This is a genomic window from Reichenbachiella sp., assembly GCF_965223055.1.
In the GTDB taxonomy this organism is placed as follows: domain Bacteria; phylum Bacteroidota; class Bacteroidia; order Cytophagales; family Cyclobacteriaceae; genus Reichenbachiella.
The window spans coordinates 63,097-76,950 of sequence record NZ_CBDCVM010000011.1; the positions used below are offsets into that span (position 1 = coordinate 63,097).

Annotated in this window: 10 protein-coding genes; 4 read left to right on the plus strand and 6 right to left on the minus strand. The window is 40.5% G+C overall.

The window, feature by feature from the left end; genetic code table 11:
* Positions 1–2: 2 nt before the first annotated feature.
* Positions 3–1,571 (plus strand): hypothetical protein, encoded by a 1,569-nt coding sequence (locus ACOQO5_RS11260; protein WP_420581793.1) that lies wholly within the window; start codon positions 3–5, stop codon positions 1,569–1,571.
* A 9-nt stretch (positions 1,572–1,580) separates the two neighbouring features.
* On the opposite strand, the gene ACOQO5_RS11265 is transcribed toward ACOQO5_RS11260, so the two are convergent.
* Genes ACOQO5_RS11265 through ACOQO5_RS11275 form a run of 3 tightly spaced genes read right to left on the minus strand, consistent with a single transcriptional unit; the run spans position 1,581 to position 4,917 of the window.
* The gene (locus ACOQO5_RS11265) at positions 1,581–3,341 is read right to left on the minus strand and encodes a hypothetical protein (RefSeq protein ID WP_420581794.1); all 1,761 of its coding nucleotides are present in this window, start codon (positions 3,339–3,341) and stop codon (positions 1,581–1,583) included.
* Positions 3,325–4,311 carry a FecR family protein gene (locus ACOQO5_RS11270; protein WP_420581795.1) on the minus strand — a complete coding sequence of 329 codons (987 nt, stop codon included), beginning with the start codon at positions 4,309–4,311 and terminating at the stop codon, positions 3,325–3,327. The genes ACOQO5_RS11265 and ACOQO5_RS11270 overlap by 17 nt, the downstream gene beginning before the upstream one ends.
* Before the next feature lie 33 nt (positions 4,312–4,344).
* Positions 4,345–4,917 (minus strand): RNA polymerase sigma-70 factor, encoded by a 573-nt coding sequence (locus ACOQO5_RS11275; protein WP_420581796.1) that lies wholly within the window; start codon positions 4,915–4,917, stop codon positions 4,345–4,347.
* Between the two features lie 219 nt (positions 4,918–5,136).
* Here ACOQO5_RS11275 and ACOQO5_RS11280 point away from each other — a divergent pair, with 219 nt between their 5' ends.
* From ACOQO5_RS11280 to ACOQO5_RS11290, 3 genes are all read left to right on the plus strand, one after another.
* Positions 5,137–7,512: an ATP-binding protein gene (locus tag ACOQO5_RS11280; protein ID WP_420581797.1), complete on the plus strand. Its 2,376-nt coding sequence runs from the start codon at positions 5,137–5,139 to the stop codon at positions 7,510–7,512.
* Positions 7,513–7,666: 154 nt separating this feature from the next.
* The gene (locus ACOQO5_RS11285; protein WP_420581798.1) at positions 7,667–8,785 is read left to right on the plus strand and encodes a fatty acid desaturase family protein; all 1,119 of its coding nucleotides are present in this window, start codon (positions 7,667–7,669) and stop codon (positions 8,783–8,785) included.
* 60 nt (positions 8,786–8,845) lie between these two features.
* Entirely contained in the window at positions 8,846–9,058 is a 213-nt protein-coding gene (locus tag ACOQO5_RS11290; RefSeq protein ID WP_420581799.1) for a Kazal-type serine protease inhibitor family protein, read from the plus strand.
* Positions 9,059–9,103: 45 nt separating this feature from the next.
* Here the strand turns inward: ACOQO5_RS11290 and thrC are convergent, their stop codons facing one another.
* From thrC to thrA, 3 genes are read right to left on the minus strand one after another with little or no spacing between them, the layout of a single operon-like run.
* Positions 9,104–10,396: a threonine synthase gene (thrC, locus tag ACOQO5_RS11295; RefSeq protein WP_420581800.1), complete on the minus strand. Its 1,293-nt coding sequence runs from the start codon at positions 10,394–10,396 to the stop codon at positions 9,104–9,106.
* Between the two features lie 45 nt (positions 10,397–10,441).
* Positions 10,442–11,365 carry a homoserine kinase gene (locus tag ACOQO5_RS11300; protein ID WP_420581801.1) on the minus strand — a complete coding sequence of 308 codons (924 nt, stop codon included), beginning with the start codon at positions 11,363–11,365 and terminating at the stop codon, positions 10,442–10,444.
* Between the two features lie 3 nt (positions 11,366–11,368).
* Complete coding sequence (thrA, locus tag ACOQO5_RS11305; protein ID WP_420581802.1) at positions 11,369–13,813, minus strand: bifunctional aspartate kinase/homoserine dehydrogenase I; 2,445 nt, start codon at positions 13,811–13,813, stop codon at positions 11,369–11,371.
* Positions 13,814–13,854: the final 41 nt, after the last annotated feature.

The window sequence follows — 13,854 nt, forward strand, 5'->3', positions numbered from 1 at the left end:
TTATGAAAAAAATAGCCCACCTATCCTTTGCTTGTTTCTTCGTCTTTTCCGCTTATTCTCAGCAAAACCTAGAAATAGGATATTTTCTGAGTAATACTGGAGAACCTATAGATAATATGCTTGCACTTGATCCGCCAAATGGTGAGATTATCGATATCTCTATAAACAATTTAGAAGAATATGTTTATGGTTATTACATTGATAATTCTGGGAATAAAATAGAAGGGTATATCAAAAGGAAGCAAAGTAGGCCAGGGGAATTCAATTACAAAAAACTCACGACGGACGACCCCAAAAAGATTACTGTAAATGAAGCCAAAATTTTCAAAGTCGGTCTAGATTCATTCGTTGTTGTGCCAAAAGTTAACAGCCTCAATACGAATACAAGTTATTCAATGAATCATGATTCATGGTATCTTAGTGTTGATGTTTATGGTGATTCTTTGATATTGTATCAGGATATGTCAAGTAGTTTGACAAAGTATTATTTTCAATACAAAAACAAAATTTACAGTCTCCCCAATTCTCATAAAGTAGTCAATAAATTTCTACTAAAATTATTTGATGACATCGAGCCACTTAGAGAGTATATCAAAGAACATTATATCAACCAAACAAGCATTTCCAAATTTTTTGACACGTATGAAAATTACTATAAATACATAAATTCAGATACAGTTTTTCTTAATAATCAATACATCAAATGCACTAAACATGGTGCATCATTCTATATGATTATTGATGATTTTAATGGTTCAAATTTTGACGTCAGCTATTATAGTGACACAGGTACAAAACTACTGTCGGGATCATACAAATCTATCAACCCTCAAGAACGTCATGGGGATTTTCTTTGGTACTACCCAAATGGAAAAATACGCAAAAAAGCCACCTATGAAGATAACGAAATCACAAGCTCAGAGGTCTATTTTAAATCAGGTCAGATTCATTATAAAATCGGATATACTGAATACTCAGATGATTCATGGTATGAGAAAATTTATAATTATGCAGGAGATGAAATCATCAATAGAAAAACAAAAAATGGTTATGAATCTTTTTACGATAGTATAAGATCAAGAACTATTCAGCGGCAATATTTCAAAGGCAAATTAAAAGAGAGTATTGTATTTGGGGATAAAACATTTAGTCAAATAACAAAACGGAATCTGCGATACCCGAGCTTAACCGTTAATATTTGGGCTTATTTTAAGTCAAACTTAAAATATGACGATCGAATGGTTCGAGCTGAAGAACAAGGCACTGCCTATGTGAGAGTTTTGGTTGATTCCAATGGTAAGTTAGATGAAATTGAAGTTATTCAAGGCTTAAGTGTGGAAACGGACAAAAAAATCTTAGAAGCTTTCACAAAGACTGATGAAAAATTTATGATCTGGAAAGCAGCAAAAAGATTTGAAGATACACCTATTAGCCAGGAAGTAATAATACCTATCAACTTTAAAATCTTATCTCAAAAGAAAAAGAATAATTATTACTACTATGATCCATTTATGTTTCAACAGATGCACCAAATGCAAATGAACAACATCCCTGTTCCGCAAGGCTTTTAACAAATCCATTTAAAACCGCACAGAAACCGCATACCCTACCCAGGCTGACAAATGCAATCCATCATCTGTTGTAGATTGATAAAAACCAGATTGATGGAGGTCACCATAACGACCCGTGATAGGATCGTAAACTTTGGTTAAGTACAAATTCAATGTGGGTCCCGCATTAATGGATAGATGTTTACCTATTTGGTATCCCACATTAAGGTTCAACCGATTGAGCAAATTCAGTTGATCGTCAGCTTGCTCTCGTTCTGGGTTTTGGATGCTGTGCGCTACCAACTCTACATTTCCATACCATTTTTTCTTTATGTTGAATTGCGTACCGAACCCCAATCCATACTGCCATAAATTTTCCTTCGACGGATCTATACCTGCTGATAATACAGTGTAAAACTCATGTATTCCAGATCGGAAGGTGACATGATAAGGCATGAATTCATTGTGTTCAAAAGCAAATTGATGAAGACCATTTTTAACAAAGTTCAATAATCCAACAGGCACGCCATGAACAACCGTATCTGCAATATTCACCACGCCAAATTGAATGCCTTTCAATTCTTTGGTCATATTTAAAAAGCTGGCTATTTGAGCACCATCTGCTTCTTTAGTCAAATTGACAAAACCAGCAACTTGAACACCTTTCGTGGATTTGGCCATATTCACAAATCCGGCACCCTGAAAGCCATTCAATTCCTTAGTAGCCAGATTAACAAACCCTGCAGTTTGCACTCCGCCAACTTTTTTAGATAAGTTCACAAAACCAGCTGCTTGCACACCTTTCACATCATCTGTCACTACATTCAAAAATCCTGCGGCTTGCACCCCGTTGGTATAGCCTTTGGTCGTATTGAGAAATCCTGCCAATTGCACGCCCTGTGACTCTCTCCCAACAGCATTCCCAAATCCTCCCAATTGCACGCCCTTCATCTCTTTTCTGTCGATGTTGTAAAATCCGCCTAACTCAACGCCTTTCACTCCATAGGCATATCCTGCCAGCAAATTCACAGAAATATTATTTCTAACCTGTCCACTCAATTTTCCATTGGTACCCACCATTGGCACCAACGATAATTGGAAGAATCGATCTTCTTCCATGGAAACATTTCTAGCATTTTTTCTCGATTCATCTGGCGTGAAAAATTTTACGAGTTTTTTTGTTTCAATTTCAAATCGACTCGATTGTCTTCTTTTTTCTTTTTTTATTGGCTTCAGTGAAACTGACATTTCTGAAATACTGGATACTTGAATAATCGTATCCTCATAATTTTCCCTACTAACCGCAAAAGTCAAATAATCCGTTTTTGCCTGAACGGTGATATCAAATTCTCCACTGTTGTTAGTGAGCGTGGCATCTAGTTTACTCACTTCATATACAGTAGCATCTTTGATTACTTCACCCGTTTCTGCATCTTTTACTGAACCGGAGAGTTTAATCGGGTGCTTTTTTTTTTCGTCTTTCTTTTTTGGTTGGATAATGACATAGCTGCCTCTAAACTTGAGGTTGAAATTTGCTCCTAATAGCTTTTCTAGCACTTTAGAAAGTGGTTCTTGCTCAAACGACTGATCTACGATTTTATCTTTAGGTATTTGATCTGGATTGTAAGCCAACTTTACATTTTCCTGAGCATTAATTTTCTCTAAAGCCTGTTCCAGGGACACATTATTGAGAATAATAGAAATACGTTGTTGGGAAAGCTCCTGTGCGAACGATACATACCACGAACACATGAATAGTAGAGGGAGAAATATACTACTGCGGACAGCCATAGCCTGCTAATAAGTAGGAGTCCCCTTGATTGGACCAAACCAGATTCAATGTCTCTCCTATAATTTCCAAAACATGTTCGATTTCTTCGTCTTCAAAATCTACGTTGATTTTACAATTGGCAATATCTGGATGAGACAATGCTACCCTAATTCCATATACTTTTTGTATCGCAGCTATGGCCTCAGAGACTGTTGCTCCTTTGAATGCCAAAGTTTTTGTTCTCCAATAGTTATGCATCCCTGTTTTCGCCGTTTCGATCTTGATAAGAAGTTCAGTACTTCTGTAATATACTCCTCGATAGCCTGCAGTAAGGATCTCCTCTTTTCCTCCTACACTCATTCGTACTTTTCCACTATCTACGCTAACTACTACACTATCTTTATTGGTATTATTGACATTAAATTTTGTGCCCAATACTTGAACCTCTACCTCATCAGTTGCTATCAAGAAAGGTTGTTCAGGGTTATGAGCTACTTCGAAATAAGCTTCACCTTTCAGTTTGACTTTTCGCTTATCCCCTTTGAATTGGTCCGGATAAATCAGTTGACTACCTTCATTCAATGCAATTTTGGACCCATCTTCTAGCTCGATGGACTGCTGCTCATTTTGAGCTACTAATTCAATTGTTTCGACTTTATTAGACACATATGTATACCAGCCCGCGCCGAGTATCACTAGTATCGAAGCAGCTACTTTCAACCAACTAGAGCTGATTGACTTTGGCACTTCATTATGCTGTTGGAATTTTTTCCATGCTATTGATACATCATAATTCGCCGCTGTATTTCCAATACTTTTAATCGCCTTAGCATCTAAAAAGAAAATCCTAACCCGCTCAAATTCATTTAGATTCTCCTCAGACTCAGCCTTCCACGATATGACTCTATCTTCCTCATCAGGGCTCACTTCATTCATGAAATATCTAAACAACAGTTCCTCTGAAACGCTATGTCTGTTTTTCTCACTCATTTTCTCTTAGAATGTGGACAACTATCTCTCATTTTACCCCCACAAGTTTTTTTGAAGTACAGAAATAAATCCAATAATGTAGCTTGGCAGGTGCCTGCTCAAAGCAAATCTCATTACTTTCAAGGCCCTTCCCATCTGATTCTCTACTGTTTTGATAGACAACCCCAATTCTTCAGCAATTTCCTTATACTTTTTTTCTTCAAAACGGCTCATTTCAAAGATCTGGCGACATTTTTCAGGCAGCTGAGCCAATCCTGCATCTATTTCATTTTGGAGCTCATCCAATTCTAAAAAATCCGTTTCAAAGCTTTCTGTTTTCCATTGCTCTTGCTCCTCATACCGTCGCTCTATTTTTTTATGTTTCAAATAATTCAGGCAGGCATTTCGTACTGCTCCATAGAGATATGATTTGACGGCAGTTCGTATTTCAATACGATCAGATTTGGACCAGACGTTGGTAAAGGTGTCCTGAACAATTTCTTCGGCTATTTCATGACTTTCGACATAGGAATATGCAAAAGCCGATAATTGTTGATAATAATCTTTGAACACCTTCTCAAAGGTCCTCTTATCAGATAGATCGGTGATGTTTTTTGTAGATTCCAAATCAAATTTCAACAACTCGACGAAAGTATCAAGTTTTGTTAAAAATAGTAGCGAATATTGTCACTTTTAAGGCTGTATGACTTCATAATTATAATTATCCATTCTTTTCGTATAATTTTTTTTGGCGAATTGTATGATTTCAGTAGCTTAGTTTGAACCGATTAGTGAGGCGCAATCATATTTTGCACAAAACAAATATTCTAAATACCTAAATCCTGTATGAATTTACCACTTTCAAAATCAAGATATTTACTTCTATTCACCCTTATTGTAATGCTTTGGGGGCCAGTATGTCTTGCGCAAATTAGAAAAGATGGAGATAAGGAAAGGATCAACACTTTACTTTCAAATGCTAAAAGCAGTTTAAATCGAGCAAATCTTAGTTCTTCACTGAATCAAGCGCAAGCAGCTTTAAATCTTGCTGAGAAAAATGGAAACGTACAAAAAGCCTGGGAAGCTAAAAACCTAATCGGTGAAGTTTATTTAACTCAAAATGATTTCCAGAAAGCCATTCACATATTCTTGGAAATGAGCATGCAGGCAGAAAAGGTCAAGAATTTTAGTGTGTCGGCCAATGGATATTTATCACTTGCAAATATTTATTCTCATATGGGCGCCTTTTCCAAGGCAAATGAGACCTACGCGATAGCCTATGATCAATTCAATAAAATTGATTACGAACTAGGAATGATCGAAGTAAAGGCAGCAGCTAGTCTCAATCACTTAACTGCAAACGAACTCAAAAAAGCATTATCTGCATACGAGTCTTTATTGGTTTTGGCTCAAAAAGACAACTTAGCTTACTTTAAGTTGATCGCGCATGATGGTTTATTGGAAGTTTATCAAAAAACTCAAGACAATAAAAAAGGCATCGCAATTGGCAAGGCCTATCTCTCATTGATTGAGACAGAAGGAGGAAGCAAACAAATGGCTGCCAACGCATACAATAGAATGGCAGCTCTTTACCTTAATACCGGAGAAAACAACGAAGCTTTGGAAGCTTTGAAGCAAGCCGAAACAATAGGCCAAATCGGTCAAGCTGGCAACAAAATATTGGCCCAGACTTATGAACTACTTTCTCAGGCCTATCAGGCACTAGGAAACACAAACGACTCTAAACGATATCAAAACAAGTTTAATTCTCTGAAAAATAGACTGCCAGCAACAACTGATTATCATCCAGATGATCTTGAAGAGGCTGAAATATTCGCCAGAGAATTGGAAAAAACTGAAAGGGCTATAATTACAGAAAAACAACTCGCCAAAGACGCAGCTAATAAAAGTAAAAGAGAGCAAATTTTACAAGATGAGATAGCGCGATTGAAAAATTTGGAGCATGAAGCACTTGTAGGGAACAGAGAACTGGGTCATACCGCACTTGAAGCAGAATATATCCACCAAGACTTGATGGTAGCTCAGCATGAATTCGAAAGCACTGAACGCCAAGCTGAAATACTCAGATATAAGGAGAGCCTGATTAGGCACCAATTGGAACTAAAAGTGGCGGAGGAAGAAAAACTTATACTTAAACAAGAAGCTGAAATAAGCGAGAAAAGGCAACAAATTTACTTGGTGATCGGAGGTGCATTTCTACTTATCGCTGTCATTTTGGGTGTTGAATATGTGAGAATTAGAAAGCTGAACAAACTACTAAAATCGCAGCAAGCAACAATACATCAACGAAACGTTGAGTTACAACTCAGCAATGCTACGATCATGGAGAAAAATGCCAAATTGCATAAGGCTCACGATGAATTAAAACGGACTCAGGCAAACCTTATTCAAGCTGAAAAAATGTCAGCGCTTGGAATGCTTACCGCTGGAATTGCACATGAGGTTAATAATCCTATCAGTTTCGTCTCTAATGGACTTCAAATTCTAGAAGAGAATATTTCAGAAGCATTTGATACCCTATCTACTTTTGAACAAATCATTCAATTGAATGACCTGGATGAAATCAAGAGCAACTACAACATCCACAAGTCAGAAAATCAAAGTGTTTCAGTACTAAAAAAAGATACTGCAGATCTGGTAGGTGATGTAAAGTTCGGCGCAAGTCGAATCACAGAAATTGTTGATGGGCTTAGAATTTTCTCTAGAAAGGATGAGAAAAAATTTAAGAAAGCCCAACTTCATGACATCATAGAATCTGCCTTACTTATCTCTAAATCCAAGTATAAAGGTAGAATACAAATTATTAAAGAGTACGGAAACAACATTCCATCCATAGATTGTTTTCCTGGCCAACTCAATCAAATCTTTATCAACCTCATTGGTAACGCCTCTGATGCGATCGAAGGAGAAGGTTGGATCAAAATCATCTTACAAAATATTGACAACAAATATGTAAGAGCCATTGTACAAGACAGTGGCAGTGGAATGACACAAGAAGTCCAAAAGAAAATATTCGAACCTCTTTATACCACCAAAGAATCGGGCAAAGGAACAGGACTTGGACTATCCATCACCACCGATATCATTAAGACTCATAGAGGTCATATCGATGTCAGAAGTAAAATGGGTGTTGGAACAGCCTTCATACTCACCCTTCAGGTAGATTTAATGAAAGGTGCAAATAAAGAAGAGGAAAGCTAACATCTAGATGACAATAATCATTTCCTCTAAGAGGAGCTGAATTAGGCATATCGATCTATTCTCAGTAGATTTGTTGATTGGCCTACGGAAAAATTTTTCCTTGGTTGCCATAATGGCAAGTTATTTGACCTAACCAAAGAAAAATTAAGCAGCTATGATCAGATACAAGTTCTCTAAGAAACAGGACCAAGAATTTACAGCCACCCTTCGAACCAGAGTTAACAATTATTTTCAAGAAAACAACTTAAACCGAGATGCCAATTCCACTATGGTCATCAAGTCCATTTGTTTGTTTACTTGGTATCTCACTCCATATTTTGTACTGATATTCAGTGGCATCACCAGTATTCCCGTTCTCATGTCACTATGGGTAATTATGGGCTTAGGCAAAGCATTTATAGGTACTGCTGTAATGCATGATTCCCTACACGGCTCCTACTCCAACAATAAAAAAGTGAACTTTTGGATGGGATTGTCAGCTATGATTATTGGCGTCGACTCTTTGATTTGGAAAATACAGCATAACGTTATTCATCACACCTACACGAATATTGAGCATACAGATGAAGACATTCTTCCTCGATTTGTGTTTCGTTTTTCAAACCATCAGCCTAAAAAATGGTTCCACCGATTCCAGCATATATATGCACCTATATTTTACTGCGTTCCACTTCTAGAGTGGTTGACCACCAAGGATTTTTTGAAGGCCTTTGATTACAAAAATATGCGATTAATCAAACCAGGGGCAGAATTCAGAAAAGAACTATCATGGATTATTGTGAGGAAATTTTTCTATTATATCTTCTTTGTTGCCGTCCCAATGCTGGTTATTCCTATACCTGCTTGGATCACTTTAGTAATGATCTTAGTTTCTAGTGGAGTCACAGGTATTATGCTAGCGATGATTTTTCAAACGGCTCATGTGGTGCCATCAGCGGCATTTTATGAAATTGAAGGTGAAGAAGTGGATCATAGCTGGTCTGCACATCAGCTACTCACCACATGCAACTATGGCATGAATGACAAGGTATTAAGCTGGCTGGTTGGCGGTTTAAACTTTCAAGTCGAACACCATCTATTTCCAGATATTTGTCACGTACACTACCCGGCCATCGCCCCAATAGTACAACAGACTACTAAAGAATTTGGACTACCCTACTATGCGGTAGATACGTTCGGCGATGCGATAGCCAGTCACTTTCACATGTTGAAACAGTTGGGCAAACATGAAGAGTATGCAGGTCAGCCTGCATTTTTTGTAGCGAAGGCTTGAGCAAAAAATCCAATTCTTGCTTTGATGTATCTCGTATTCAGGATTAAAAAATAGATTTCAATGAAAACGCGCCTACTTTTTCTAATGCTAAGCATCTCAATTTTCGCCTGCTCTGAGGGTGAAAAAGAATGTATAGAAAAGATAGATCCTGCCTGTGGCTGTACGGAGGAATATGTACCTGTTTGTGGCTGTAATGGAAAGACCTATGGCAACGCTTGCATGGCAACATGTGCCAACATCACTGAGTATGAAGAAGGGGAATGTCCTAATTAATTTATAGCTCGGGATTTAAACCCTGAGCTATGAATGTTTATCCTTTTACAAACCCTTCAGCACCTCTTCCAGCTGTCCGAGATCTGCACTCATTTCTACTGCGACCTTTTTTCTTTCTATGTAGTCTTGAAGTCTTTGTGGGATCTCTACTTTTTCATTGATGATCGGCTCTACTACATCCAGAAATTTGGCTGGGTGGGCCGTTTCCAAGAATACGCCTACGGCATCATGGCCTTTGAGATAAGCCTTCAGTCCGAGGTATCCTACTGCACCGTGCGGATCGAGTAGATAACCGGTGTCTGCGTAGACTTTTTTGATCGTCTCGCTGGTTTCATCGTCCGAATAGGCGTAACCCTTCAGCTCGTTTCTAAAGGTCTCTACATCCGCGCCGAACAAATCATTCATTCGGTAAAAGTTGCTCGGATTGCCTACGTCCATAGCGTTGGAGATGGTCTCTACCGATCTTCTTGGTTCAAAATTGCCCGATTTCAAATAGGCTGGCACAATGTCGTTGGCATTGGCCGAGGCGATGAATTGTTTGATAGGTAAGCCCATTTTTTTGGCAAGTAAGCCTGCGGTCAGATTTCCATAATTTCCGCTGGGTACAGAGATCACCAAATCCTTTTCTTCACCAAGCATCGCATACGTCCAGAAATAATAAAACGACTGTGGTATCAGTCGAGCCATGTTGATAGAATTGGCAGACGTCAGGTTATATTTTTCTTTCATTTCCAGATTGAGAAATGAATCTTTCACCATTTTCTGACAGTCGTCGAACGTGCCTTCTATCTCGCAGGCTGTAATGTTTTCACCAAGTGTAGTCAGTTGCTGTTCCTGGATTTTACTGATCTTCCCTTTGGGATAAAGGATGACCACATTGATGTTTCCCATACCAAGGAAACCGCTGGCTACGGCGCTGCCTGTATCTCCAGAAGTCGCTACCAAGATGGTGGCTTTCTTATCGCTCTGACGAGAGAAGTAGCTCAGACATCTGGCCAAAAATCTGGCGCCCACATCTTTAAATGCGCAAGTTGGCCCATGATAAAGTTCCAATGCGTACACATTTTCCTCTACTTCCACCAGTGGCAAGTCGAAGGCCAATGTACCTTCTACTATCTTACGCAGTTCCGCCTCTGGGATTTCGTCTTCTATGAAGCACTTCGCCACTTCATACGCAATGTCATGCAAAGGCATGTCGTGGATATTTTCAAAGAACTCAGCTGGCAACTGCTTGATTTCTTTGGGCATATACAAGCCGTTATCATCCGGCAACCCTTGAAAGATGGCCTTTTCAAAACTGACTTCTGGTACTTGTTTATTGGTGCTGTAGTATTTCACTTGGAATTACGATTTTAGATTTACGATTGTAAATTGGATCATTGTTTATATTACTCTCACGCCTTCACTCCCAATCTTGGACATATACGAGTAAGCCAAGATGCCCACTTCGTCATATTTCGATTGCATCAAGGTTTTGACTTCGTTGGCTTTGTCTTCGCCTTTGCAAAACGCAAAAATAGAAGGACCAGAGCCGGCAATACTGCAACCCAGGGCTCCTGCCTCTACCACGGCGGTTTTCACTTCGTCGTACAGCGGAATCAAGATTTTCCGAACAGGCTCTACGATCTTGTCGACCATCGAGCGGCCAATCAAATCATAATCCGACTCGTATAAGCCAGACACCAAGCCACCTACGTTCCCCCACTGCTCCACGGCAGTCGATAAGTCCACTTGCTTTTTCAATATCTTCTTGGCATCCGTGGTTTTGATTTCCACCTGCGGGTGAACTACCGTCACGTATAAGTCTTCCGGCACTGGCAACGTCAGTATATCCAATGGTCCATAGCTCCTCACCAACGTAAATCCGCCCAACAGATTAGGCGCTACGTTGTCGGCGTGGGCTTTTTTAGAGACGGCCTTTTCACCTTCCATGGCAAATTCTACTAGCTGCATGGGTGTGAATGGTCTGTCCAGTAGTTCGTTTACGGCGAATACGCCACCAGCAGAGCTTGAAGCACTCGTGCCCATACCACTGCCTGGGTTGATCGTTTTCTTAATGGTAAATGAGAATCCCTGCTTGCTCCCTGCTGCATCGAGCAATGCTTGTGCGGCGACTGTAGCGGTATTCACCGTCGGATCTTTCGAAAGGTCGAACCCGATGATTTCGTCTATCACCAGCTTACCATCGTCTCTTTTCGTCACTTTCATTTCCTCTCCGATTCCAGCCAGGGCAAAGCCCAAAACGTCGTATCCACAGCCCACATTGGCTACGGTCGAAGGAGAGAATATTTTTATTTTGTCCGCCATTTTTTAACTATTTGCAATTCTCATGATGTCGGCAAATATACCCATGGCCGTCACAGCTGCACCAGCACCGGCGCCTTTTATCACGAGTGGATTGTCGGCGTATCGGATGGTGTTGAATAATACGATGTTGTCGCTGCCTTCCAGGTTGAAGAATGGATGGTCGCTGGCGATTTCCTTCAGTCCAACGGAAGCTTTTCCATTATCGTAGGTCGCAACCACTTTGAGCTGTGTTCCGTTCTTTTCGGCTGCATTGACCAAAGACTGGAATTGCGCTTCGTGCGCTTCCAACTTGGCGTAAAACTCCTCATTGTTGGCAGTGTTCATACACTCTTCGGGAATGAAGGATTCGCTCACAATATCGTCCAGTTCGATCTCCACACCACATTCGCGAATCAGGATCAAGATCTTGCGCATCACGTCCACACCACTCAAATCAATCTTCGGATCCGGCTCTGTATAGCCCTCCTCACCAGCCTGCTTCACAATATCTACGAAATTCACGCCTGGTTTGAAGTTGTTGAAAATAAAATTCAAACTGCCAGAAAGTACCGCTTCGATTTTCTGTACTTTATCCCCACTCTTGATCAAATCTTGGAGGGTCGTAATAACAGGTAACCCAGCACCTACATTCGTCTCGTAGTAGAACTTAGACTTGTACTCGCGTGAAGTGTTTTTCAGTTCTTGATAGTTGTCGTACGACGAGGCACAAGCGATCTTATTCGGTGTCACCACAGAGATATTCTTGCTCAAGATGCCGTTGTACAGTCCAGCGATTTCTGCGCTGGCCGTGTTGTCTACAAACACACTATTTCTCAGGTTCATATCCTGAATGGACTGAATGAACGCGGTATTTTCCATTTTCAGGTCACTGCCCATCAATAGGTCTTTCCAGTTGCCCAAGTCGATACCATCCACATCGAAATACATTTTCTTGCTGTTGGCCAGTCCGACGATGCGTAGGTCTACGTGCTCGTTTTCGCTGAGGTAGGCTTGTTGCTTGGCAATTTGCTCGATGAGCGTACCGCCCACATTGCCAATTCCTACCAAGAACAAATTGATTCTTTTCTTTTCCGAAAGGAAGAAACTCTCGTGCAGTACATTGAGTGATTTTTTGAGATGACGCTCTTCTATTACCACAGTGATGTTTCGTTCAGATGACCCTTGCGCAATGGCTTTGATGTTCACACCATTTTCGCCCAGTGCGGCAAACATCTGTCCACTGATTCCCACATGGTCGCGCATCTTGTCCCCTACCAAGGCCACGATGGCCAGGTTCTCCTCTACCTCTAGCGGATCTACCTTGTTGAGACTCAGCTCAAACTGAAACTCTTCGGCTATGGCGGCTCTACTGGCCTCCACATCGTTGCTGTCTACGCCCACACAGATCGAGTGCTCAGAGGACGCCTGCGTGATGATGATCACGTTGACCTTGGCTTCGGATAAGGCCTTGAACAAGCGGAAGGAGAACTTCGGAATACCTATCATGCCACTACCCGATAAGTTGAGCAGCGTTATATTCTTCACGCTAGACAAGCCTTTCACAAACTGTTTGGTGCCATTGGCATCAGCACTAATCGTTGTACCCGCATCCTGAGGCTTGAATGTATTTTTTATTTTAATTGGAATATTCTTGTCTAAAGCAGGCTGGATAGTCGGAGGATATATCACCTTGGCTCCGAAGTGAGAAAGTTCCATCGCTTCCTGGTAGGATATCTTCTTGATCGGATGAGCAGAAGACACAGCTCGCGGATCGGAAGTCATCATCCCACTCACATCCGTCCAAATCTCTAAAGTATCTACCTCCAGAGCTGCCGCCAAAATCGACGCAGTATAATCAGATCCGCCACGACCTAAAGTTGTGTTAACATTAACTTCGTTGGAAGAAACGAAGCCAGTGCAAACCACAAGATCAGCCGATGATTTGAAGAATTCTTTTATGTTTTTATTGGTGCTTCTAAAATCTACAATGGCATTATTGAAAGTGCTATCCGTTTTGATCATTGCACCAGTATTACCCCACTCGGTGGTGAGTCCTTCGGCGTTCAGGAAATCGACGATGATATTGGAAGACAAAGTCTCGCCCATGCCCAATACGCGATCCAGCGATCGAGGTGATAGTTCACCAATCAAGAAGATACCCTTCATGATATCCTCTAGGTCATTGAGCAAGATTTTGGTTTTGCTGAGGGTGCCCGACTGGCTCTTAACAGGCAACAGTTCTTTTACTGTATCGAGGTGTCTGGCTTCGATTTTAGCTAACAGCTCCTGGTAAGATTCATCTCCTGCAGCAGCCAGATCGCTGCACTCATGGAGCAAGTTGGTAACCCCACCAAAGGCCGATACTACACAGATTTGCTTTTCATTCTTTCCAGCTGACAGGATGTCTTTTACCACTCTCAGGTTATCCGGGGTACCTACGGATGTACCTCCAAATTTCAACACTTTCATTTATTTAGATTTTAGACGTTAGAGCCAAGACATAAGACTTT

Bases quoted from the DNA above. Each gene is read 5' to 3' on its own strand.
- ACOQO5_RS11280 (WP_420581797.1), top strand. From the start codon at position 5,137: ATGAATTTACCACTTTCAAAATCAAGATATTTACTTCTATTCACCCTT.
- ACOQO5_RS11300 (WP_420581801.1), bottom strand. From the start codon at position 11,365: ATGGCGGACAAAATAAAAATATTCTCTCCTTCGACCGTAGCCAATGTG.
- ACOQO5_RS11290 (WP_420581799.1), top strand. From the start codon at position 8,846: ATGAAAACGCGCCTACTTTTTCTAATGCTAAGCATCTCAATTTTCGCC.
- ACOQO5_RS11260 (WP_420581793.1), top strand. From the start codon at position 3: ATGAAAAAAATAGCCCACCTATCCTTTGCTTGTTTCTTCGTCTTTTCC.
- ACOQO5_RS11270 (WP_420581795.1), bottom strand. From the start codon at position 4,311: ATGAGTGAGAAAAACAGACATAGCGTTTCAGAGGAACTGTTGTTTAGA.
- thrA (WP_420581802.1), bottom strand. From the start codon at position 13,813: ATGAAAGTGTTGAAATTTGGAGGTACATCCGTAGGTACCCCGGATAAC.
- ACOQO5_RS11285 (WP_420581798.1), top strand. From the start codon at position 7,667: ATGATCAGATACAAGTTCTCTAAGAAACAGGACCAAGAATTTACAGCC.
- ACOQO5_RS11265 (WP_420581794.1), bottom strand. From the start codon at position 3,341: ATGGCTGTCCGCAGTAGTATATTTCTCCCTCTACTATTCATGTGTTCG.